This is a genomic window from Rhizobium sp. SVR5-2C, from assembly GCF_056755115.1.
In genome coordinates, this window is the sequence record NZ_JBNDHT010000022.1 from 1 (window position 1) to 22,667 (window position 22,667).

The 22,667-nt window shown below is 59.4% G+C and carries 18 protein-coding genes and 1 tRNA gene; 10 read left to right on the top strand and 9 right to left on the bottom strand.

The window, feature by feature from the left end; all coding sequences use genetic code 11:
* Together ACPYOI_RS08810 and ACPYOI_RS08815 are read right to left on the bottom strand one after the other, a co-directional pair.
* The coding region (locus ACPYOI_RS08810; RefSeq protein WP_481422798.1) for a hypothetical protein at positions 1-448 on the bottom strand (448 nt) is incomplete at its 3' end.
* 198 nt (positions 449-646) lie between these two features.
* Positions 647-844, bottom strand: a complete 198-nt coding sequence (locus ACPYOI_RS08815) for a CrpP-related protein (protein ID WP_168831463.1) — start codon at positions 842-844, stop codon at positions 647-649.
* A 289-nt stretch (positions 845-1,133) separates the two neighbouring features.
* On the opposite strand from ACPYOI_RS08815, the gene ACPYOI_RS08820 reads away from it, so the two are divergent.
* Both ACPYOI_RS08820 and ACPYOI_RS08825 read left to right on the top strand, forming a co-directional pair.
* A complete protein-coding gene (locus ACPYOI_RS08820; RefSeq protein WP_481419543.1) occupies positions 1,134-1,268 on the top strand; it encodes a hypothetical protein in 135 nt (44 codons plus the stop codon).
* Between the two features lie 431 nt (positions 1,269-1,699).
* Positions 1,700-1,900 (top strand): hypothetical protein, encoded by a 201-nt coding sequence (locus ACPYOI_RS08825; RefSeq protein WP_481419544.1) that lies wholly within the window; start codon positions 1,700-1,702, stop codon positions 1,898-1,900.
* A 793-nt stretch (positions 1,901-2,693) separates the two neighbouring features.
* Here ACPYOI_RS08825 and ACPYOI_RS08830 read toward each other — a convergent pair.
* Positions 2,694-2,768 (bottom strand) — tRNA-Val (locus ACPYOI_RS08830).
* An 84-nt stretch (positions 2,769-2,852) separates the two neighbouring features.
* Positions 2,853-3,215 (bottom strand): response regulator CpdR1, encoded by a 363-nt coding sequence (gene cpdR1 / locus ACPYOI_RS08835; RefSeq protein WP_007527565.1) that lies wholly within the window; start codon positions 3,213-3,215, stop codon positions 2,853-2,855.
* Positions 3,216-3,402: 187 nt separating this feature from the next.
* On the opposite strand from cpdR1, the gene ACPYOI_RS08840 reads away from it, so the two are divergent.
* Both ACPYOI_RS08840 and hisN read left to right on the top strand, forming a co-directional pair.
* Complete coding sequence (locus tag ACPYOI_RS08840) at positions 3,403-4,284, top strand: N-formylglutamate amidohydrolase (RefSeq protein ID WP_481416028.1); 882 nt, start codon at positions 3,403-3,405, stop codon at positions 4,282-4,284.
* Positions 4,285-4,530: 246 nt separating this feature from the next.
* A complete protein-coding gene (hisN, locus tag ACPYOI_RS08845; RefSeq protein WP_481416029.1) occupies positions 4,531-5,301 on the top strand; it encodes a histidinol-phosphatase in 771 nt (256 codons plus the stop codon).
* A 12-nt stretch (positions 5,302-5,313) separates the two neighbouring features.
* Here hisN and ACPYOI_RS08850 read toward each other — a convergent pair whose 3' ends face one another.
* Positions 5,314-6,288, bottom strand: a complete 975-nt coding sequence (locus ACPYOI_RS08850) for an alpha/beta fold hydrolase (RefSeq protein ID WP_481416030.1) — start codon at positions 6,286-6,288, stop codon at positions 5,314-5,316.
* A 398-nt stretch (positions 6,289-6,686) separates the two neighbouring features.
* On the opposite strand from ACPYOI_RS08850, the gene ACPYOI_RS08855 reads away from it, so the two are divergent.
* Entirely contained in the window at positions 6,687-7,154 is a 468-nt protein-coding gene (locus tag ACPYOI_RS08855; RefSeq protein ID WP_168831468.1) for an Hsp20 family protein, read from the top strand.
* A 121-nt stretch (positions 7,155-7,275) separates the two neighbouring features.
* Here ACPYOI_RS08855 and ACPYOI_RS08860 read toward each other — a convergent pair whose 3' ends face one another.
* Positions 7,276-7,647: an ArsR/SmtB family transcription factor gene (locus ACPYOI_RS08860; RefSeq protein ID WP_481416031.1), complete on the bottom strand. Its 372-nt coding sequence runs from the start codon at positions 7,645-7,647 to the stop codon at positions 7,276-7,278.
* Positions 7,648-7,753: 106 nt separating this feature from the next.
* Between ACPYOI_RS08860 and ACPYOI_RS08865 the strand changes: the two genes are divergently transcribed.
* Positions 7,754-8,965: an MFS transporter gene (locus ACPYOI_RS08865; RefSeq protein ID WP_481416032.1), complete on the top strand. Its 1,212-nt coding sequence runs from the start codon at positions 7,754-7,756 to the stop codon at positions 8,963-8,965.
* Between the two features lie 31 nt (positions 8,966-8,996).
* On the opposite strand, the gene ACPYOI_RS08870 is transcribed toward ACPYOI_RS08865, so the two are convergent.
* Positions 8,997-10,001: a bile acid:sodium symporter family protein gene (locus ACPYOI_RS08870; protein WP_481416033.1), complete on the bottom strand. Its 1,005-nt coding sequence runs from the start codon at positions 9,999-10,001 to the stop codon at positions 8,997-8,999.
* Between the two features lie 92 nt (positions 10,002-10,093).
* On the opposite strand from ACPYOI_RS08870, the gene ACPYOI_RS08875 reads away from it, so the two are divergent.
* Positions 10,094-10,957 carry a LysR family transcriptional regulator gene (locus tag ACPYOI_RS08875; RefSeq protein WP_168831471.1) on the top strand — a complete coding sequence of 288 codons (864 nt, stop codon included), beginning with the start codon at positions 10,094-10,096 and terminating at the stop codon, positions 10,955-10,957.
* A 33-nt stretch (positions 10,958-10,990) separates the two neighbouring features.
* Here the strand turns inward: ACPYOI_RS08875 and ACPYOI_RS08880 are convergent, their stop codons facing one another.
* Positions 10,991-11,497, bottom strand: coding sequence for a BA14K family protein (locus ACPYOI_RS08880; protein ID WP_481416034.1), 507 nt, complete (start codon positions 11,495-11,497; stop codon positions 10,991-10,993).
* A gap of 422 nt (positions 11,498-11,919) precedes the next feature.
* Here ACPYOI_RS08880 and ACPYOI_RS08885 point away from each other — a divergent pair, with 422 nt between their 5' ends.
* Positions 11,920-14,403, top strand: a complete 2,484-nt coding sequence (locus ACPYOI_RS08885) for an arylsulfatase (RefSeq protein WP_481416091.1) — start codon at positions 11,920-11,922, stop codon at positions 14,401-14,403.
* Positions 14,404-14,678: 275 nt separating this feature from the next.
* Here ACPYOI_RS08885 and ACPYOI_RS08890 read toward each other — a convergent pair whose 3' ends face one another.
* Entirely contained in the window at positions 14,679-15,731 is a 1,053-nt protein-coding gene (locus tag ACPYOI_RS08890) for a threonine aldolase family protein (RefSeq protein WP_481416035.1), read from the bottom strand.
* Between the two features lie 518 nt (positions 15,732-16,249).
* On the opposite strand from ACPYOI_RS08890, the gene gltB reads away from it, so the two are divergent.
* Positions 16,250-20,971: a glutamate synthase large subunit gene (gene gltB / locus ACPYOI_RS08895; RefSeq protein ID WP_481422799.1), complete on the top strand. Its 4,722-nt coding sequence runs from the start codon at positions 16,250-16,252 to the stop codon at positions 20,969-20,971.
* Positions 20,972-21,194: 223 nt separating this feature from the next.
* Positions 21,195-22,649 (top strand): glutamate synthase subunit beta, encoded by a 1,455-nt coding sequence (locus tag ACPYOI_RS08900; protein ID WP_481416092.1) that lies wholly within the window; start codon positions 21,195-21,197, stop codon positions 22,647-22,649.
* Positions 22,650-22,667 lie beyond the last annotated feature (18 nt).

The window sequence follows — 22,667 nt, forward strand, 5'->3', positions numbered from 1 at the left end:
TGCTGAAACTGCCCGTAAAGGTCGTGTCCTTGCTTTCCGCGGTGCATTCGATCGCGACCGGCTTGCCGCTATAGGGATTGCCGAAGGTGCAGGTGCCTGCCACCTTCACCTGCCCAGTCATCTTCTCGCCGACACCCGTCGTCACCAGATTGAGGGGAATGCGGGCATTGCCGTTGGAGGCTGCCTTGATCGCGGTGCCATCGCCTTGAAAGCCGAGCATCTTGCCGCCTGAGGTAAAGATGAAGGTTACCTGACCGTTCGGCAGTCCGACGCTCGCGAGTTCGCCCTTGCAGCCCTTCGACGCATCGACCTTGCCGACGACGAGCTTCGCGCACTTACCTCCAAGCGTCGTCACGCCGGCGCTTGGAAAGTTTTGGGACCCGGCGCTGGCGCCGGAGGCGAAAGCTACGGCGGAAAGGGCCGTAACTGCAATCACTGTCAGTCTCATCTTTTCAGGAATCCCGTCATGCTGGCTTGTCGAATCGGATTCGCATCATTCTGTGTCCGAAATTTGCCGGTGCAAAGAAAACGGGCCGCTGCAGGGATAGCGGCCCGTTCTTGGAAGCGGGACCGTCAATGACGGTCGCCCTCTTAATCTCTCGGCCCGCTCGAACTGGATGAACGGATCTCGCCTGTCAAACGTTCGTCAGTGACGGCGGCTCGCATCCTCGACGGACCAGCCAAACCGCCAAGCCTCGTAGCGGGCATACCAAGCCTCAAACTCGGCAGCATCCCGGATCGGCATCAATTCCGGCCGCGACATCGGATTGTCGCTCAGTCGGCGACCAAGGCGCCGATCGCGTATTCCGCACTCCTGCATGTCGAGCAGTTCTTCGATTTCCATCGCGTCTCCCCAACCGCTGACCTAGCCGACCCCTAGGCAAACATTTCTTGCTGCTAATGTCCAGCGGTTAGTCGCCGTTTCTGCGATTCACAAGATTAGCTCGAAGGGAGCACAGGCCGATTCAAGCTCCTTCCTGCAGGTTATAACCCCCGGCCAAGCTCCCCAAATATGTTGTAAAAATATCGTTAAAATGGCCTGTAACAAGTTTTTGTTCATCTCCCGTTCAGAAAACATTTTGGGAAACCGGTCAGATGGTTCAATCTGCTCCTTGTAAATAAGGAGATACTGAATGATTCGATTGACCGCGGTGCTGACGCTGTTCTCAGTCTATGCATTCACGATGTTTTTCATCGTAGCCATTCCTGAGGCGCCGGAGCTGCAGACCGCAGCAACTTTATCGGTAGACGCCACGCTTACCAAATAAAGTACTTGATGGTGTTTTAACCTCGTGTGAGCCGTGCCGGCGGCGCTGATTTGCGCAACAAGACGCGACTGCTCGGTGCCCAAGACCAATTGGGCCGATCTCCGTAAATGAACGTCATTCTCGCAACGCGACGCTTTCCCCACGGACCTCGGATTGGACGTTTGCGGAACGCCGTTCGGATAATTCCTAAAAGGGTTGTGTAAGGAAGGCTTTATACGATTGGATAACGTGGCTGATGCGAATGCATCTCTTTATTTGAAGCTGCAAAAATGGTCTTCTACAGATGCCTGCAAAGGCAATCGCACCGTGTGACCTGATCTGGTGCAGGGGCTTGCTCACTCCCAAGGCGAGTCCCGTCAAGCCAGACGATGCCGCGCCGGATTTTGTGCACGTGGTCGATGATATCCCTTTTACGATCAGAGGTATTCCCGATGGCAACCCAGAGGTTCATTGTTCAAAACAACCTTAATATCTACCGGACGGTGCTCGATGTGGTCACCGGCAAGGCGACCGTGGTCGGTGGAATGGTTATGGACATGCTTTCCGACGAGGAGGCGCGCGAACTGGCCGGATGGCTGAACTGGGAGCATCAACAGAAGTCTTCTCGTCTGGAGCTAGGTGTTTCTTCCTGAGCTCTGGTTTCACCTAGCAGGATGCTGTGTTCAGCGCCAATTAGGTTTGGCGGATATAAAGCGAACGATGGACGAGCTCCCGAAGGAACCAGAACAGGTACAACCTGGAGAGGATGAGCGTCGACGAGGCGGCGCCGCCCTGCCGAGCTGCGGCGAGACGGCGCCCGATCCCATTAGTGAGTGCAGGCAGAGCTTGATTTGATTGCAGATTCTGCAAGAGCCCTGCTCGAGTGAGCCTTGCCGACCTGCATCATCATCTTCCCGTCTGGTTTCACCTCGGTGACCATGCAGTTCCTGCTTTTGGCCGGGTGACCAACGTAGAAGCTATTCGCCGCGAAAGCCGACGAGGCGATAAGTGCCGCGAAAGCGGCTAGCGATATTGCTTTCATCATTTGCCATTCTCCTCTCATACGTCCGCAGCACTGGCTGCTATGAGTCATGGCCTGCGACAGGGCATCGTAGTGCTGTCCTTTCGGAACAGCGCCGGTTCTGGACCTGGCGGGGAAGGATATCGGGGACTACACTCCGCTTGGTCCGCTGCTTCAACAGACGGAGTTTCAAAAATGTTCCCGTGGCAAACGGTCGCAATCTAGAAGCCGGGTCCCCATCACCTCTATTCCGGTGCCAGCCCATCCGTGGTCAATGGCCGCCGATCATATCGAGAGCGTGACTACAGCTTGCTCGCACTGCCCGCGCTCCATCATCGTTTTGCCTCAGGTTCGCTGAACCTAAGGGGAAATATGTAAAAGGCTCCCGAAGGAGCCTGAAACATCTTGAATATCAAGTAATTGGATGGTGGGCGTGACAGGGATTGAACCTGTGACCCCTACGATGTCAACGTAGTGCTCTCCCGCTGAGCTACACGCCCATCCGATGGCGGCGCATAGATCACAAAACCTTGGGAACCGTCAATAGGCTTTTTTGAAGTTTTGTGACGCGCCAACGGAATGCCTTATGCGGCAAGCATTTTGTTCACTTCTTCGACGAGATCGCGAAGGTGGAAGGGCTTGGAAAGCACCTTTGCATCCTTCGGCGCCTTCGAATCAGGGTTCAAGGCGACGGCGGCAAACCCAGTGATGAACATCACTTTGAGGTCCGGATCGAGTTCCGTCGCACGGCGGGCGAGCTCGATGCCGTCCATTTCCGGCATGACGATATCGGTCAGCAGCAGCGAAAAGGGCTCTTCGCGAAGCCTGTCGTAAGCGCTTGCGCCGTTATCGTAGGAAAGAACCTTGTAACCAGCCTTTTCAAGCGCCTTTACGAGGAAGCGGCGCATGTCGTTGTCGTCTTCGGCAAGCAGTATCTTCTGAGTCATTATCCAGACCGATGGTGATAGGTTTTGGTGGGAGGTTCCAGCCATTTACACTAGACTTTGCCCGGTAAACAACCGGTGAATTGGCTAGCCGTGGCTGTCATCCCCTATCCATAGTATGGACTTGAGGTAACGCAACTGGCAACATGGGCGAAGCAGCCGTCCTATCACATGGTTAAGAGGGAAAAAGGTGCCGGAAATCCGCGAATACGAGCTTTTTGAGATCCGTGAGCCCGTGTCGCAGACCATTCCATTCGTTTATAACTCTCCCCATAGTGGCCGTATTTATCCACCGGAATTTATCGCCCAGTCGCGGCTCGAAGGCATTTCCATCCGCCGATCGGAGGATCACTATGTCGACGAGCTGTTTGCAGCAGCCAGTCTGCTCGGCGCGCCTCTGCTTCTCGCCAACTTCCCTCGCGCCTATCTCGATGTAAACCGCGAGCCTTACGAGCTCGATCCGCGCATGTTCGAGGGGCTCCTGCCCCCCTATGCGAACATCAATTCGCTGCGTGTCGCAGGCGGGCTGGGGACGATTCCGCGGATCGTTGCCGAGAACATGGAAATCTATGCACGGCGGCTTAGGGTGGAGGAGGGGCTCGACCGCGTCGAGAGCGTCTACAAGCCTTATCATGCCGCGCTGCGCCGCTTGATCGCGCGTACCCACGTGCAGTTCGGCTTTGGCGTGTTGATAGATTGCCATTCGATGCCGGGCAACGTGCGGGTCGCAGGCAGCAATGCGCGGCCGGACTTCATCATCGGTGACCGGTATGGCACCAGTGCTTCGGCGGAGCTGTCGCGAACGGCGATCAGCATCCTCGAGGAAATGGGCTTTACGGCGATCCGCAACAAACCCTACGCCGGGGGCTTCATTACCGAGCACTACGGCCGTCCCTCGCGGGGTTTACATGCGCTGCAGATCGAAGTGAACCGGGCCATCTACGTCGATGAAGTCACATTGGAAAAGCGCGCCGACTTTCCGCTGATCGTTAAGGCTGTTACCAGTTTCATGCAGCAGATGGCGAGCTATGTGCAGCAGTTCGCGTCCGACACGGCGCTTGCGGCCGAGTGAGCTGCCAAACAGCGGTCAAAAAAGAGCCGCGCTGTGCAGCGCGGCGAGTCTAGGGAGGAAACACCCAAGGAGGGCATTTACAGTCGAGAGACTGCATGAGGAGAGTATTGCTGCGATGCACAATTGTCAATCATTATTTTGCACTGCAAAAAAATCGGGCAGCTATTGGCGCCTTGCTTAGTGCAGTTGCATTCGAAGGCAGTTCCGCTATGAAAAGCGGCACTATCGCCAGAAAACGGATGTTTCATGCTTCCCGACCGCTCGTTCTTCAATCGCTTGGCGGAAGCCGCTAAGGCGGAAACCCTGCCACGGTTCCGCTCCGGCCTTGATGTCACGAACAAGCTTTCAAGCGGCTTCGACCCCGTTACCGAGGGCGATCAGGCGGCGGAAGCCGCAATCCGAAAACTAATCGAAGAGCATTTTCCCGACCATGGCATTCTTGGCGAGGAACACGGCAATATGGGCCTCGATCGCGAATATGTCTGGGTGATCGACCCCATCGATGGAACGCGCGCCTTCATTTCCGGCCTGCCGGTATGGGGAACGTTGATCGGGCTGCAGAAGAACGGCCGGGCGATCATGGGCATGATCGAACAGCCGTTCACCGGTGAACGCTATTTTGCCGATCAAAACGGCTCTATCTACTCGGGGCCGGAGGGCGAACGGCGGTTGAGGACGCGCGATTGCGGCACGCTTTCCAACGCGATCCTTTTCACCACCTCGCCGCATCTCTTTACCGGCGAAGAAATGGACAGGTATCGCAAGGTCGAAAGCCAAGTCCGGCTCTTCCGCTACGGTATTGATTGCTATGCCTATGCACTGCTTGCGGCCGGCCATGTCGATCTCGTGATCGAAAATGGTCTGAAGCCCTACGATGTCGGCGGGATCATTCCGGTGATCGAGAATGCCGGCGGCATCGTCACGACTTGGGACGGCGGACGGCCGGAGAACGGCGGCTCGATCATTGCCGCCGGAAGTCGGGCCGTTTACGAGCAGGCGCTTGCGCTTCTGCGCTAGGCCTCTACCCGCTCAAACACCGATTCCCTCAACTTTTTCAACGGCCTCGGCGTCGCTGCCCGGAATAAAGGCGTTGAGCGCTGCCAGGGCGGCTGCGCGATAGACGTCGCGCTCCTGAAAAATCTCATGCCGGGCGCCGTTGACCGGCACGAGCTGTCCCGCGCGGAAATAACGGGAGAGCCGCTCCTGCGCGATGTAGGGCACGACGCCGTCGCGGGTCGGGGCAATGACGACTGTCGGTATGTTGATCGAGAAAAGGTGGTTCGGCGTCAGGACCTTGTCGATCGTCGTGAAGCATTCACGCAGCCAGCGCGCAGTCGGCGGACCGAGCATCAGTTCCGGATGCTCCTTCATCATCGTGATGTTCCGCTCGAAACGCACCTCGTCGGAGGTAAGCGGATTGTCGCGGAACGGCAGCTCCGGCATTTTGCGGGCCAACGGCAGCGATCCAAGGCCGAGCGAGCAGGCCGTGGCGGCGAGACGGCGAATGGTTGCGGTGGACGCGACCTGGCCGATCAGGCCTAGGAACGGCGCGGACAGCACCATGCGCTCGATGCGTGTTCCAAGATAAGGCGCAGCCGAAAGCGCAATCAGGCCCCCGGTCGAATGGCCGAGCAAATAGAACGGTAGGCGGGTGTCGGGCAGTACCACCTTTTCCAGAAAGGTGTCGAGGTCCCGCTCATAATCGGAAAAGCGTCGCACGTGGCCATGCTGGCGCTTCTTGATGAGCCGCGGCGAGCCGCCCTGGCCGCGAAGATCGAAGGTCGCAACCCAGAGGCCTCTTGCCGTCAGATCGCGGATCGTCTCAAAATACTTCTCTATGTACTCGTTGCGCCCCTGAAGAATGACGACGGTACCCTTCGCGACCGAAGCGTCGGACCGAAACACGGCGTAGCGCAGCTTCCATCCATCGTGCGTCTCGAAGTAGCCCTCGGTGCAGTTTTCCGGGACCGGGTTATCAGGTGTCGAGATGAGGACGCTGTCCATGAGCCTGCTTTCGATGCCGCCTGATCGTAGGCATAATCAACGGCCACTGAAAATCAACTGCTAAGGGACAGTACGGATAAAAAGAGACCGGCGGGGCAATTGAGGAGTACCCGGCGCCGGCCATAAGGCGGACTGAAGAAGAAGGGACGATGCACTTCAGCCATCGGGCCAGTTTTAATACCCGACAATATGGAATTTACAGATGCACTGCTGAACAGACGCCGAACCTTGCGTTCATGCCCCGTTCACCGTGCTTTGAAGAGGACTTGAACTTCGGAAAGACCATCACCATCTCAATTTTGCGGGCGCCAAACGGGTCCGCGGAACCGTCCCGAAGCTGCCGAATATGGGGTTTCAGGGCATATTTATCGCAACACGTCGCTTCCCAGGAGGACACAATGCGTCACGTAGACTTCTCTCCCCTTTATCGTTCCACCGTCGGTTTCGATCGTCTTTTCACGATGCTCGACAGCCTTGCTCAGCCGGATCAGGGGCAGACCTATCCGCCCTACAACATCGAGCGCACCGGCGAAAACACCTACCGCATTACCATGGCCGTTGCTGGTTTCGATGAAAGCGAGATCTCGATCGAAGCTCAGGCTCACGCTCTGACCGTCAAGGGTGAAAAGAGCGAAGAAAATGCGGAAGGCAGCGAATTCCTCTATCGCGGCATCGCCAAGCGCGCCTTCGAGCGCCGCTTCCAGCTTGCCGACCATGTCGAGGTGACGGCCGCTTCGCTGAAGAATGGCCTGCTTCACATCGACCTTCTTCGCAGCATTCCGGAAACCATGAAGCCTCGCAAGATCGCGATTGCTGCAGAGCCGGTAAGCGCGCCGAAGGCTATCGAGGCTCAGGTCGCGAACTAACCGATCCCTCTGAGGACAGGATAAGCAGCGGCGCTCGTTTGAGCGCCGCTTTTTTATTGCCGGGCGGTCAGGCCGGATGGACCGATTCCCTATCCCTTACCCGCCGCCATCTCGGATGCGGCTATTTGACTGGCGCGGCGGGCGTCCATTCCGCCACGAGATCGAGCAGGCCCGGAAAGCGTTCGTTCAGGTCTTCGGCGCGGACGCGGCTGCGACGCTCAAGGCCATATTGCCGCTGGCGGATGAGACCAGCCTCGCGCAGCGCCTTGAAATGGTGTGTCAAAGAGGATTTCGGCCGGTCGAAACCGAACCACCCGCAGGTATGGTCATAGTCTTCCGACTCCAACAGCAGCCTACGAATGATGGTGAGGCGCAGAGGATCGGCGAGCGCCCCCATGACCGTTTCCAATCGCAATTCATCAATTGCGGGTTCCGGCAAGGCCGGGGGCCGGTGGTGCGCGGGATCTTCGATGGCGATGTGCTGTTTGGACATGCAGGCATCTATAGCACCATGTACGACTTTTGTCGAACCGTATTGTACGAATTATCTCGAACTACTATAGTACGAAAAAGATCGTACAGCCGGAGTCGTCTTCATCATGACAGTCCAATCCCAATCAGATGCTGATCCGCGCTATGCAGCAGAGGCGCCGCCATGGCGGATGTGGGCGGCGGCCTGGATCGTAACGGCGGTTTTCATCCTCTCGAACTCTGCGACGCCCCTCTATGTCCATTGGCAGGGTGAGATTGGTTTTTCGTCAGCAACCCTCACTGTTATCTTCGCGGCTTATATCTTCGGCCTACTGCTTGCGTTGCTCGTCGCCGGACAGCTTTCCGACCGGTATGGGCGCAAACCGGTTCTGATCCCGGGTCTCCTCGCCGCGATGGCGGCCTGTCTCCTGTTTGCCGCGGCCGAATCCGTGGCAATGCTGGTGATCGCACGTCTGTTGTCAGGCATTGCCGTTGGCGTGATTGTGTCGGCCGGGATGGCGTCGGTCGTCGATTTGGGTGGTCCGGAGCGCCGAAAAACCGCATCTCTTGCGGCGTCCGTGGCAATGGTTCTGGGGGCGGGCCTAGGCCCGCTGCTCGCCGGTGCCTCGGCACAGGTGCTTTCGCAGCCCGTATTGCCGATTTTTGCGGCGGAGTTCCTGATACTCGTCAGCGCGTTCATCGCGATCGCAATCCTGCCGCTGAAGCGTTCAGCGCCGAGTGACGGCTGGCGGCTGCGTCTGCCTGGCGTGCCACAGCCAAACCGCAAGCACCTTGCCTTCGGAATAGCAGTGTTCGGTCCCGGTATTACGGCAACATCCTTTGTGTTGTCGCTCGGTCCGTCGCTCCTTTCGCGGCTTCTCGATGTCACCAGCCCGCTTGTTGCCGGAGGCATGGCCTGCGCCATGTTCCTGACGGCGACAGGCGTTCAGTTCGCCGTCCGCCGTCTCCCGGTCAGGACGATCTTCATGATCGGGTCGGCGGCGAGCGTCGTGTCCATGTTGGGCATTGTGGTTGCAGTGAACGGCTCGATCGCGACTGTATTGGTCGCCGCCGCGCTACTGGCGGGTGCCGGGCAGGGCCTCGGACAATTGGGCGGGCTGACGCTGATCGGCCTGCATGTACCGGCTCATCGTCGCGCCGAGGCCAATGCGGTTCTCAATTTCGGCGGGTACATCCCGGCCGGATTGCTGCCCGTCGCGACAGGCTATCTCATCGATCTGACAGGCTTTGCTGCGGGCGCCACGGCGTTCGCCATCCTTCTTGCTACAGTTGCGATCGGCGGCGCGGCGTTTGTCGCCGCCCGCTTGACGAAGGAGTAGGGAGCTTGGCGCACTGTTCGCTGGAGGTTGCCTACGCGGCTTTGGTTGCCGCGGCGACCTTCTCTTCGGTTATCCTTCGTGCTGCCGCGGCCGCGTACTTCTGGGCGATCACGGCGCCGACCATCAACTGGATCTGGTGGAAGAGCATCAGCGGCAGAACGATGGCGCCGATCGACTGGCCGGCGAAAATGACGCTTGCCATCGGTACACCGCTTGCCAGGCTCTTTTTCGAGCCGCAGAAAGTGATGGTGATCTCGTCGGCCTTGTTGAAGCCGAGAAGGCGGCTGCCGTGCATGGTGAAGGCGAGCACGAAAGCGAGCAGCAGCGTGTCGAGAACAATGACGACGGCGATGTCTCGCGGCGAAAAGGTGTGCCACAGACCCTCGACGACTGCCGTGCTGAAGGCCAGGTAAACGACCATCAGGATCGAGCCGCGATCGACGGGCATCAGGATTTTCTTCTTCGAACGGATCCAGCCGCCGATCCAAGGCTCCAGAACCTGGCCGACGATGAATGGGGCGAGGAGCTGCAATAGGATCTGTTCCAGGGCGTCCCAGGAAAAGCCGCCATGGCCGCCGACCGAAAAGAGCAGGCCGACGAGCAGCGGCGTGAGGAACATGCCGAAGATGTTCGAAGCCGATGCGGAGCAGATCGCCGCGGGCACGTTGCCGCCTGCCATCGAGGTAAAGGCGATCGAAGACTGAACCGTGGACGGCAGCACGCAAAGAAACAGAATGCCGAGGTAAAGCGGCTTCGGCAGGATTGACTCCGGAATGAAGCCGAGCGCCATGCCGAGCAGCGGGAACACGGCGAATGTCGTCAGAAGAATGACGATGTGCAGCCGCCAGTGCAGGAGGCCTGCGATGACGACCTCGCGGGAAAGGCGCGCGCCATGCAGAAAGAAGAGCAGCGCGATGGCCAGCGTCGTGGCGTCGCCGAAGTAGTTGGCAAAGGTGCCGCTTGCCGGAAGGAGCGAGGCAAGGATGACGGTGCAAACGAGCAGGATTGTAAATGTATCGGGCAAAAAGCGGCGCATGAAGTTATCTCGGGACTCCAGAAGTTCATTGCCTTGTCTCAAATTATGATTCAGGATGCAAGGAATAACAGTTATCGTGAATCGAGATTGTCATGCTTGATCTTACGCAGCTGCGCAGCTTTGTTGCCGTCGAACAGATGGGCAGCTTCACGCTCGCGGCCGAGCGCCTCGGCCTCGGGCAATCGACAGTCAGCCAGCATATCCAGCGGCTTGAGACCGCGCTCGGTCGCAAGCTCCTGGCGCGCGACACTCATAGGGTCGTTCTCACGGCAGATGGCGAAGCCTTGCTCTCACACGCCCGAACGATGCTTTCCATCGAAGGCGAGGTGCAGGCGCTGTTCAAGAGCACTCGTCTGCGCGGCCGGCTTCGCCTCGGCGTCTCGGAAGATTTTGTAACGAGCCAGCTGTCGGCGGTCCTGGAGGACTTCGTGCGGTCGCATCCGTCGGTGGACCTCGAGCTTACGGTGGCATTGTCGGGCGCGCTTTATGAGATGCAGGACAACGGCGAGATCGATCTGGTGCTCGCGAAACGCCGCCTCGGCGATGCGCGCGGTCGGCTTATCTATCGCGAGCCGTTGGTCTGGCTGGCGCGCGATCCCGAATATGTGTTGGCACAGACGCCTCTGCCGCTCATCGCCTTTCCGGCGCCCAGCGTCACACGGAGCATTGCCCTGGAAGCCCTCAGCCAGAAGCAGGTGCCTTGGCGGATCGTCTGTACCTGTGGCAGCCTGAGCGGCCTGACGGCGGCCGCACGGGCCGGAATGGGCCTACTGGTGCAGCCACGCAGCATGGCCCCATCGGGATTGAAAGAAATCAGCACGGCGAGGCTGCCGGCACTGGAAGATGTGGAATTCGTGCTGGTGCCGCGCAAGGGCGCCGATCAGGCGCTTGTCGCGGCGCTGTCGGACGACATCCTCGGCAAGGTGCGGCGGTTGCGATCGACTCCACAGGAATAAAAACCCGCCGGGTGGCGGGTTTGTTTCTGCTGATTAGAAAGGCGAAATACACTGCCGGCGCGGGCCATAGTACGGCTGGAACGTGTTGTCCCAGGCCCTATAGGAGCGATATCGGCTGTAGCACCAGCTTGTATGAGAATTCCCGCCATACGCAGAGGACGGTGGGCCATAGTAGGGGGCAGAATAGTAGGGCTGAGCTAACGCCCCACCGACGATCGCACCCAGCGCCAGTCCGCCGATGATCGCCGCCGCGTCGTTATCGTCATTATGATGATGGTACCGGTGCCCATAATAGTTGTTATAGCGGTAGCCACGATACCCACGGTTACTGCCATAATATGAGCCGCGATTGCCGCGCCAGCTCTTAAGATAGCGGCGCCTAGCGAAGTTGCTCCATCCGCTCCAATCGCCATCCCGAACCTGCTCTATGTTCGATACGACTTTCGGCTTGGTGAGGTTGATCGCAGGAAATGCCTCCGCAGGCAGTACGCTGGTCAAGGCAGTCACAGCTGAGATGAACACGACAGCTAACTTTTTCATCGCTTTTCGCCTTTCTAGTTATCAATGAAATTGTTCCCGAAAAGTTCCCGCTAGTGAAGAATTTTAAAGGAACTGAGGCAGCAATAGGTGCCACTACTGACCCATTTGGTCCGAGGGAGCCGCTTACAAGCACTCCACAAACAGTCAGCGGCGCTTTTTATTAGAATTACCTAATTTAACCATTCGGACGGTGATGTAGACTTGCGCCGCCAATTTGCGAACTAGGGGAGCCCCGTAGACCGTTCGGGAATCTGTGCGCGCAAGCGCGTCCAGATATCGCCTCGATATATGCAGTCATTGAGCAAAACTCCTGAACCGGCGTCGCGGATACCTCTCAAGAGGGGAGATCAACAATGTGCCCGAAGCTGTATAGGCGTCTCGCGTGTGCGCTTGGCCTAACGACAGTAACCGCATTGGGCGGCATGGCGAATGCCGCAGAGGCGCAAATTTCCGGCACGCTCGGCTCACCGGGCGCCACGACCGCGATCGACGGAAAACAACTGCCAGCGCCAGATCCGAAATTCGGCGGCGTGATCACGGATGATGCCTTGCAGTCAAAGCCATGGTGGGCGCCGCGTATCGTGCCTCCGAAGGGGGCGCCCAACATCTTGCTGATCATCACGGATGATGCGGGATTTGGTGTGCCGAGCACCTTTGGTGGCGTGATTCCGACACCTACCATGGATCGCATCGCCAACGACGGGCTGCGCTATAACAACATTCACTCCACCGCACTGTGCTCGCCGACGCGGGCCGCCCTGATTACCGGGCGCAACCACCATTCGGTCGGCTTCGGCGTAATCTCCGAGCAATCCACGGGTTTCCCGGGCTATAACAGCATCATCCCCGAGGACAAAGCGACCATCGGCCGGATCCTCCGCGACAACGGCTACGCCACTTCCTGGTTCGGCAAGGACCACAATACTCCGGCCTTCGCCGCCAGCTCGATCGGCCCCTTCGATAAGTGGCCGACCGGCATGGGCTTCGAATATTTCTACGGCTTCGTCGGTGGCGACGCCAACCAGTGGCAGCCAAACCTGTTCCGCAACACCACCCAGATCTACCCCTTCGAGGGCAAGCCGGGATGGAACCTGGTTACGGGAATGGCGGATGACGCGATTGACTACCTAAGCCGCTTAAACCAGACGTCGCCCGACAAACCTTTCTTCGTGAAGTACGCGCCGGGCGCGACGCACGCACCGCATCACCCGACAAAGGAGTGGGTGGACAAGATCAGCAGCATGCATCTCTTCGACCAGGGCTGGAACAAGCTGCGCGAGCAGATCTTCGAGAACCAGAAGAGGCTGGGGGTAATCCCCCAGGATACGAAGCTGGAGGCTTGGCCAACGCAGATCATCAAGAACTGGGATGACCTGACGCCGCAGGACCAGAAGCTCTTCATCAGACAGGCCGACGTTTTCGCAGCCTATGTCGCCTACAGCGATCACGAAATCGGGCGTGTCATCCAGACCATCGACGACATGGGCAAGCTCGACAATACGCTCGTCATCTATATCAACGGCGACAACGGCACGAGTGCGGAGGGTGGTCCCCTCGGCACACCCAACGAGGTCGCGTTCTTCAACGGCATCAACGAGATGCCAACAGACGTCCAGATGAAGTGGTACGATGTCTGGGGCACCGAACAGACCTACAACCACATGTCCGCGGGTTGGTCCTGGGCTTTCGATACGCCCTTCACATGGTTCAAACAGAACGCCTCCAGGCTCGGCGGCATCGGGCAGAACATGGCGGTCTCCTGGCCGGCGCGCATCAGCAACAAGGGCGGGCTGCGTCAGCAGTTCACGCACGTCATCGACGTGGTGCCGACGATCCTCGAAGTAACGGGGATACCCGCCCCAGAAATGGTCGACGGGATCAAGCAAGCGCCGATCGAGGGCACCAGCTTCGCCTATACATTCGATGAGAAAAACGCCAAGGCGCCGTCACGGCACAAGACCCAGTATTTCGAAATGATGGGCCAGTGGGCGCTCTACAATGATGGCTGGTTGCTCAGCACGAAGGTGAACCGCGCGCCGTGGGAAGCCTTCGGCGCCGCCAATCCCGACCCGCTGAACAACCAGGTGCTGGAACTTTACGATCTGAGCAAGGACTTCAGCCAGTCGCAGAACCTTGCCGACCAGAATCCCGACAAGGTCAAGGAACTTAAGGAACTGTTCATCGCGGAGGCGAGGAAGCATCAGGTCTTCCCCATGGATGCCTCGGTGGCAGCCCGCATCGTCGCGCCGCGCCCGAACATCACCGCCGGGCGGATGGAGTTCACCTACACCGTCCCGATGGTCGGCCTGCCGCAAGGCGACTCTCCCTCCATCCTCAATAGCTCGTACGCCATCACCGCGGACATCGATGTGCCCCAAGGCGGCGCGGAGGGCATGATCCTGACCTCGGGCGGGCGCTTCGCCGGTTACGGCTTCTACCTGTTGAAGGGCAAGCCGGTCTTCCTTTGGAACCTGGTCGACCTCAAGCGCGTCAAGTGGGAAGGCCCGGACGCGCTGACGCCCGGCCGGCATACCATAGAATTCGATTTCAAGTATGACGGCCTTGGAACCGGGACGCTTGCGTACAACAATATGAGCGGCCTCGGCCGACCTGGAACCGGCACCCTCAAGGTGGATGGCAAAGTCGTGGCCACCCAGGAAATGCAGCGCACACTGCCCATGATTCTGCAGTGGGATGAGAGTTTCGACATCGGCTCCGACACGCTGACCGGCGTCAACGACGCCGATTACCAACCCCCGTTTGCATTGACGGCCAAGCTCAACAAGCTCACGCTCAAGGTAGACCGACCGACACTTTCCGAGGAGGACATCAAGAAACTGCAGGCTTCAGAAGCTATCGCTGTGGACGGCAAACCGATCCATCACATGCAGGCTGGACCGCAGTAGTCGCTGTTAGAGGTTAACCGGCCGCTTGCGGTTTTAAGCCCCTCTCAACCCTGTCACTTAGCTGTTTGGTTAGATTCCGGCTCGTACATTAGAAGCTTGCAATGGTCGTCGCTCGGGGCGAGGGAGGACGGACCGATGATGTATGGAGCACTATTCATTTCAGGCCTGGTGGCCTGTGTAATGGTGATCGTTTTGATCGGGCACGAAGCGGAAAAGGCGGATCACGGTGCGCCGCAATCCGCCATGTATGGTCATCAAAACTAGCCTTGCCGGCTTTATGCCGCCAGGCATTTCAGGAAGCCGTCGACGTCGGCTTCTGTCGTGGCGAAGCTGGTGACGAGGCGGACCAGCGTCTCATTATTGCCGACGAGTTCCGGAGTTGCAGCCGGGACTGGCCATTCGTAGAACTTCGCGCCCTTTTCCTCGGCGGTTTTGGCCGCACTCCTGCTAATAACAGCAAAGACCTCGTTGGAAGCGGTCGGCCAGGCAAGCCGGGCAGAATTGCTGGCGCCGATGCCGGAACGAAGCCTGTCGGCCATGCCGTTCGAGTGGCGGGCTAGATCGAGCCAGAGATTGTTCTCGAAATAGGCGTCGAACTGGGCGGCGATGAAGCGTGACTTGGAGAAGAGCTGTGCGGCGCGTTTGCGGATGAAGGGCATTTCCTTCGCCTGCTCCGGGTTAAAGAAGACGATCGCCTCCGCGCACCAGCAGCCGTTCTTTGTGCCGCCGAAGGAAAGCATGTCTACGCCGCGTTTCCATGTCATCTCGGCGGGCGTTGCGCCAAGTGCAACGAGCGCATTGGCGAAGCGCGCGCCGTCCATATGGAGCGGCAGACTGCGCTTCTTTGCGATGGCGGAAATCTCTCCGATTTCAGGTAGAGAGTAGACCGTACCGATTTCGGTCGCCTGGGTGATGGTTACCGCGCTGGCGCGGCCATGGTGCACGGCATTTTCAGGGAAACTTGCGATTCTTGCCGAGAGTTTTGCCGGATCGATTTTGCCGAACTCTCCCGGCACCGCAACCAGGCGGGCCGAGTCGGAGAAAAATTCCGGTGCTCCGCATTCGTCCTCGATGACGTGGGCTTCCGAGTGGCAGAACGTGATTCCACCGGGGCGCTGGACGCTCGCCAGGGAAAGAGAATTTGCAGCCGTGCCGGTTGCGACAAAAAAGACCGCGACGTCACGCTCGAAGACTTCGGAAAAGCGACTCTCGACCTTTTTATCGAGATCGCTGGTTCCGTATGCCGAAGCGAAACCGGCGGAAGCGGTGAGTAGACGTTTGGAAATGGATTCATGGGCGCCAGCCCAGTTATCAGAAGCAAAAAACATGGAAAACCGTGGGGAAAAGATGGGATAAGGGCACGTTCGGCAAAGGACATTACGCCAAAGCTTCACGCGATCAAGCATCTGCCTCGCAATGCATCACAAAAATTGAATTCCGCAATCAATAAACAAAATGCGGCGATGCGCGGTAATTTTATTTCGCGATTCTGCGGTGCCCGGCAATCTTCCGTCGCAAATTGACGATTTTTTAATCGAACGCTCTTGCGAAGTGGACAGGTTTCTGGCATAGAACTGATGAAATAGGACAGGGTTGCTGTCCTATTTTGCCTTTACGGCCGAAGAGGCGCCGAAACCCCTGACCTTCGTGGGGTTTCACGCTATAGTCCACCCGAGCGCAGCCTTGGCAGCGCAAGGCGACTGGCAGGCGCGGAGCGACAGATCGCTTTTGAGCGGACTTACGCGACCGGATCTTCACAATGCAACAGCGCTGTCGCGTGCCGAACCAGACAGGGACGGTGCACGACGAAAAGCCGCCCGATCGCGGGCTCTGACAGGAGGGAAAGATGACGAAGACGCCATCCACGGGTTTTGACCGGTTCGCAGCGGCAGACGTGCGCGCAACGGCCAATACGCGTAAACCCGCCTCCGGCCTGCCGCGAAAACAAGGGCTCTACGACCCGCGCAACGAGCACGATGCCTGCGGTGTCGGCTTCGTCGCGCATATGAAGGGTCAGAAGTCGCACCAGATCGTCAAGGACGGTCTCTTCATTCTCGAAAACCTGACCCATCGCGGTGCCGTCGGCGCTGATCCGTTGATGGGTGACGGCGCGGGCATTCTCGTGCAGATCCCCGACCGCTTCTTCCGCGAGGAAATGGCGAAGCAGGGTGTCATCCTGCCGAAGGTGGGCGAATATGGCATGGGCCATATCTTCATGCCGCGAGACGAGCAGCAGATCGAACACTTCAAGAAGGTGATCAAGGACGTCATCGCCGAGGAAGGCCAGGTTTTCCTCGGATTCCGCGACGTTCCGGTCGACAACTCGTCGCTCTCCAAGGCGCCTGAGATCGCCGCAACCGAGCCGCATCATGTGCAGGTCTTCATCGGCGCCGGCAAGGATGCTGCAACGAACGACGAGTTCGAGCGCCGTCTCTTCACGTTGCGCAAGGTAATCTCCAACCGCATCTACGACGAATTCGACGGCGAGGAGAGCAACTTCTACCCGGTGTCGCTGTCGTCGGCGACGGTCGTCTATAAGGGCATGTTCCTGGCTTACCAGGTCGGCGCCTACTACAAGGACCTGTCGGACCCGCGCTTCGAAAGCGCGGTGGCGCTCGTGCACCAGCGCTTCTCCACCAACACTTTCCCGTCGTGGAAGTTGGCTCACCCGTACCGCATGGTCGCCCATAATGGCGAAATCAACACGCTGCGCGGCAACGTCAACTGGATGGCGGCGCGCCAGGCATCCGTGTCCTCGCCGCTCTTCGGCGACGATATCTCCAAGCTGTGGCCGATCTCCTATGAGGGGCAGTCGGACACCGCCTGCTTCGACAACGCGCTCGAATTCCTGCAGCGCGGCGGTTATTCGCTCGCCCATGCGGTGATGATGTTGATCCCGGAAGCCTGGGCTGGCAACCAGTCGATGGCGGCCGAGCGCAAGGCATTCTACGAATACCACGCCGCGCTCATGGAGCCGTGGGATGGTCCGGCCGCCGTTGCGTTCACCGACGGAAAACAGATCGGCGCTACGCTTGACCGTAACGGCCTGCGACCCGCCCGTTATCTCGTCACCAACGACGATCGCGTCATCCTCGCCTCGGAAGCCGGTACGCTGCCGGTCGCGGAGGAAAACATCATCCAGAAGTGGCGCCTGCAGCCCGGCAAGATGCTGCTGATCGACATTGAGGAAGGCCGCATCATCTCGGATGACGAGGTGAAGTCGCAGCTCGCGACCAAGCATCCGTACCGCAGCTGGCTCGACCGCACGCAGCTCATTCTTGAGGACCTGAAGCCCGTCGAGCCGCGGGCGTTGCGCCGTGACGTTTCGCTGCTCAACCGCCAGCAGGCCTTCGGCTACACGACGGAAGACACCAAGATCCTGATGTCGCCGATGGCGACGACGGGTCAGGAGGCGATCGGCTCGATGGGTACGGATACGCCGATCTCGGCCATGTCCGACAAGTCGAAGCTGCTCTACACCTATTTCAAGCAGAACTTCGCGCAGGTGACGAACCCGCCGATCGATCCGATCCGCGAGGAGCTTGTCATGAGCCTCGTCTCGTTCATCGGGCCGCGGCCGAACATTCTCGACCATACGGGCATGGCAAACGCCAAGCGCCTCGAAGTGCGCCAGCCGATCCTGACGAACGGCGATCTGGAAAAGATCCGCTCCATCGGGCACACGGAAGACCGCTTCGACACCAAGACGCTCGACTTTACCTATGATGTCGAACGCGGCGCCGAAGGCATGCCTGAGATGCTCGACCGTCTGTGCGAGCGCGCCGAAGCGGCCGTCAAGGGCGGCTACAACATCATCGTGCTCTCCGACCGTCAGGTCGGCCCGGATCGGATCGCGATCCCGGCCCTGCTCGCAACGGCTGCCGTGCACCATCACCTGATCCGCAAGGGGCTTCGTACCTCGGTCGGCCTTGTTGTCGAAACCGGCGAGCCGCGCGAAGTGCACCATTTCTGCCTGCTCGCAGGCTATGGTGCGGAAGCGATCAACCCGTATCTCGCCTTCGACACGCTGCTCGACATGCATGCGAAGGGCGAATTCCCCAAGGAGGTGGACGCCAGCGAAATCGTCTACCGATACATCAAGGCGGTCGGCAAAGGCATCCTCAAGGTCATGTCCAAAATGGGCATTTCGACCTACCAGTCCTATTGCGGCGCGCAGATCTTCGATGCAATCGGCCTGCAGTCGGAATTCGTCAGCAAGTATTTCTTCGGCACGGCAACGATGATCGAAGGTGTCGGTCTCGAAGAAATCGCTGCCGAAACCGTTGCTCGCCACAACGCGGCCTTCGGTCGTGATCCGCTCCTGGCGAGCACGCTCGATATCGGCGGCGAATATGCCTACCGCATGCGCGGCGAGAGCCACGCATGGACGCCGGATGCGGTCGCCGCCCTCCAGCATGCTGTCCGCGGCAATGCCGAGGATCGCTACCGCGAATTCTCTGAAATGGTGAACACCTCGGCGCTGCGCATGAACACCATTCGCGGCCTGTTCAAGGTCAAGAGCGCTGAACAGCTCGGACGCAAGCCCGTCTCGGTCGATGAGGTCGAGCCGGCCGCCGACATCGTCAAGCGCTTCTCGACGGGTGCGATGTCCTTCGGCTCGATCAGCCGTGAGGCGCATACGACGCTCGCGATCGCCATGAACAAGATCGGCGGCAAGTCGAACACCGGCGAGGGCGGCGAAGAATCCGACCGCTATATGCCGCTCTCCGACGGCTCGATGAACCCGGAACGCTCGGCAATCAAGCAGATCGCGTCGGGGCGCTTCGGTGTCACGACCGAATATCTGGTCAACGCGGACGTATTGCAGATCAAGGTGGCGCAGGGTGCCAAGCCCGGCGAGGGCGGCCAGCTGCCCGGCCACAAGGTCGATGCCACGGTCGCCAAGACCCGCCACTCGACACCGGGTGTCGGCCTGATTTCGCCGCCGCCGCATCACGACATCTATTCGATCGAGGATCTCGCGCAGCTGATCTACGACTTGAAGAACGTCAACCCGACGTCGGATGTCTCGGTCAAGCTCGTCTCGGAAGTCGGCGTCGGCACGGTTGCCGCCGGCGTCGCCAAGGCGCGCGCGGACCACATAACCGTCGCAGGCTTCGACGGCGGCACGGGTGCCTCGCCGCTCACCTCTCTGAAGCATGCGGGTTCGCCCTGGGAAATCGGCCTTGCCGAAACCCAGCAGACGCTGGTGCTGAACGGCCTCCGCTCGCGCATTGCCCTGCAGGTCGACGGTGGCCTGAAGACCGGCCGCGACGTCATTATCGGTGCGCTGCTCGGCGCCGACGAGTTCGGCTTTGCGACCGCGCCGCTGATCGCCGCCGGCTGCATCATGATGCGCAAGTGCCACCTCAACACCTGTCCGGTAGGGGTTGCGACGCAGGATCCGGTTCTGCGCAAGCGCTTCAGGGGAACGCCCGAGCACGTCATCAACTACTTCTTCTTCGTCGCCAACGAAGTGCGCGAGATCCTAGCCTCGCTCGGCTTCACCAAGCTCGATGACATCATCGGTGCCTCGGAACTGCTCGAAAAGGACGAGATGCTGGCGCATTGGAAAGCCAAGGGCCTCGACTTCAGCCGCATCTTCCACAAGGTCGATGCCGCCAAGGAAGAGACTTTCTGGACGACCCGCCAGAAGCACCCGATCGACGACATTCTCGACCGCAAGCTGATCGAGAAGGCCGAGCCCGCTCTCTCCTCAAAGACGCCGGTTGCCTTCGAGGTCGATATCAAGAACGTCGATCGTTCGGCGGGCGCGATGCTGTCCGGTGAAGTTGCCAAGCGCTATAACCACCGCGGGCTGAAAGACGATACGATCAAGGTGACGCTCAAGGGTACCGCCGGTCAGTCGTTCGGCGCGTTCCTAGCGCGTGGCATCACCTTCAACCTCATCGGCGACGGAAACGACTATGTCGGCAAGGGGCTTTCGGGTGGCAAGATCATCGTCCGTCCTCCCGAGAACTCGAAGATCGTTGCGGAAGAGTCGATCATCGTCGGCAACACCGTGCTCTACGGTGCGACCGAGGGCGAATGCTACTTCCGCGGTGTTGCGGGCGAACGCTTCGCGGTGCGTAACTCCGGCGCGATCGCTGTCGTCGAAGGCGTGGGAGATCACGGCTGCGAATACATGACGGGTGGCGTCGTCGTCGTGCTCGGCGGAACGGGCCGCAACTTCGCGGCAGGTATGTCCGGCGGCGTGGCCTATGTTCTCGACGAGCAGGGTGACTTCGCGAAACGCTGCAACATGGCCATGGTCGAGCTCGAGCCGGTTCCGGAAGAGGACGACATGCTGGAGAAGCTGCATCATCACGGCGGCGACCTGATGCACAAGGGGCGCGTCGACGTCTCCGGTGACATGACGCGTCATGACGAGGAGCGCCTCTATCAGTTGATCTCCAACCATCTGCATTACACTGGTTCCACCCGCGCCAAGCAGATACTGGACAACTGGGCCGACTACCGCCCGAAATTCCGCAAGGTCATGCCGGTCGAGTACCGCCGTGCACTCGAGGAAATGGAGCGGAGCCGCATGGGAATTGCGGCCGAATAATTGCGCTGATGATCCGCGGCGCCGGCACAGACCGGCGCGGCGGATGACCAAAATATCTCAATGGCCCACAGATCGGCAGCAGCCTCAGGCAGCGCAGACGCGTGGAAAGCACTCAAGGGATATCTTTGATGACGGTCGAAAGAAGCAACCTGCCTCCGCTGTCGAGGCTGACGATGGACAACTGGCCGCAGGCGAGGCGGTCATGAGTGTAAGGGACGAAAATATGGGTAAGGTCACAGGGTTTCTGGAAATCGACCGGCAGGTAGCGAAGTATCAGCCTGCCTCGGATCGCATCCGGCATTTCCGCGAATTCACGATCCCGATGTCGGACCAGGAAGTTCAGAAACAGGCAGCACGCTGCATGGACTGTGGCATTCCCTATTGCCATGGGCCGACCGGCTGCCCGGTTCATAACCAGATTCCGGACTGGAACGACCTCGTCTATAACAACAACTGGGAAGCGGCGATCCAGAACCTGCATTCGACCAACAACTTCCCAGAGTTCACTGGACGCGTCTGCCCGGCACCGTGTGAGGAGGCTTGCACGCTGAACCTCGAAGATACGCCGGTCGCGATCAAGACGATCGAGCAGGCAATCGCCGACAAGGCTTACGAGCTCGGCTTCATCCGCCCGCAGCCGGCAACTGTTCATACCGGCAAGAAAGTCGCAATCATCGGTTCCGGTCCTGCTGGTATGGCCGCGGCACAGCAGCTCGGCCGTTCCGGTCATGACGTGCATGTTTACGAACGCGAAAGTCGCCCAGGCGGCCTCCTTCGTTACGGCATTCCCGACTTCAAGATGGAGAAGAACTTCATCGATCGTCGTGTCGAGCAGATGAAAGGCGAAGGTGTTACCTTCCATTGCGGCGCCAACGTCGGCGTCGAGATCAAGGTTGAGCAACTCCTCGCCGACTACGACGCGGTGCTCTATTGCGGCGGCTCCGAAACGCCACGCGAGGCGGGAATCCCGGGCACCGATCTGGCCGGCGTCCATGATGCGATGCCGTACCTCGTGCAGCAGAACAAGCGCCTCGGCCGCGAAAACATCGACAGCGTCGGCTGGGCGTCGGACCCGATTCTGGCGGGCGCCAAGCATGTCGTCGTCGTCGGCGGTGGCGATACCGCATCGGACTGCGTCGGCACGGCGTTCCGTCAGGGCGCGGTGAAGGTCACCCAGCTCGACATCCGCCCGCAGCCGCCGGAAAAGGAAGACAAGCTCGCCGTTTGGCCGTTCTGGGCAACGAAGATGCGCACCTCCTCCTCGCAAGCCGAAGGCGCGGTCCGCGAATTCCAGGTTGCCACGCTCGAATTCATTGGCGAAGACGGTCAACTCACCGGCGTCAAGTGCTGTGAAGTCGACGAGCGCCGCAAGCCGATTGCGGGCACGGAGTTCGTCATCAAGGCGGATCTCGCCTTCATCGCCATCGGCTTCCGCGGACCGTTCACCGGTAGCGTGCTCAAGGAACTCGACGGCAAGCTGGCGCTCAATACCGACCGCCGCGGCTCGACGAATGTCGTTGCGAACGACACGGACTACAAAACCTCAATCGACAAGTTCTGGACGGCAGGCGACGTTCGCCGCGGCCAGTCGCTGGTCGTCTGGGCGATTCGCGAAGGCCGCCAGGCGGCCCGCGCGATCGATGAAGCGCTGATGGGTTCGACGGTCCTGCCGCGCTGATCGCCCGCATCCGGGTTT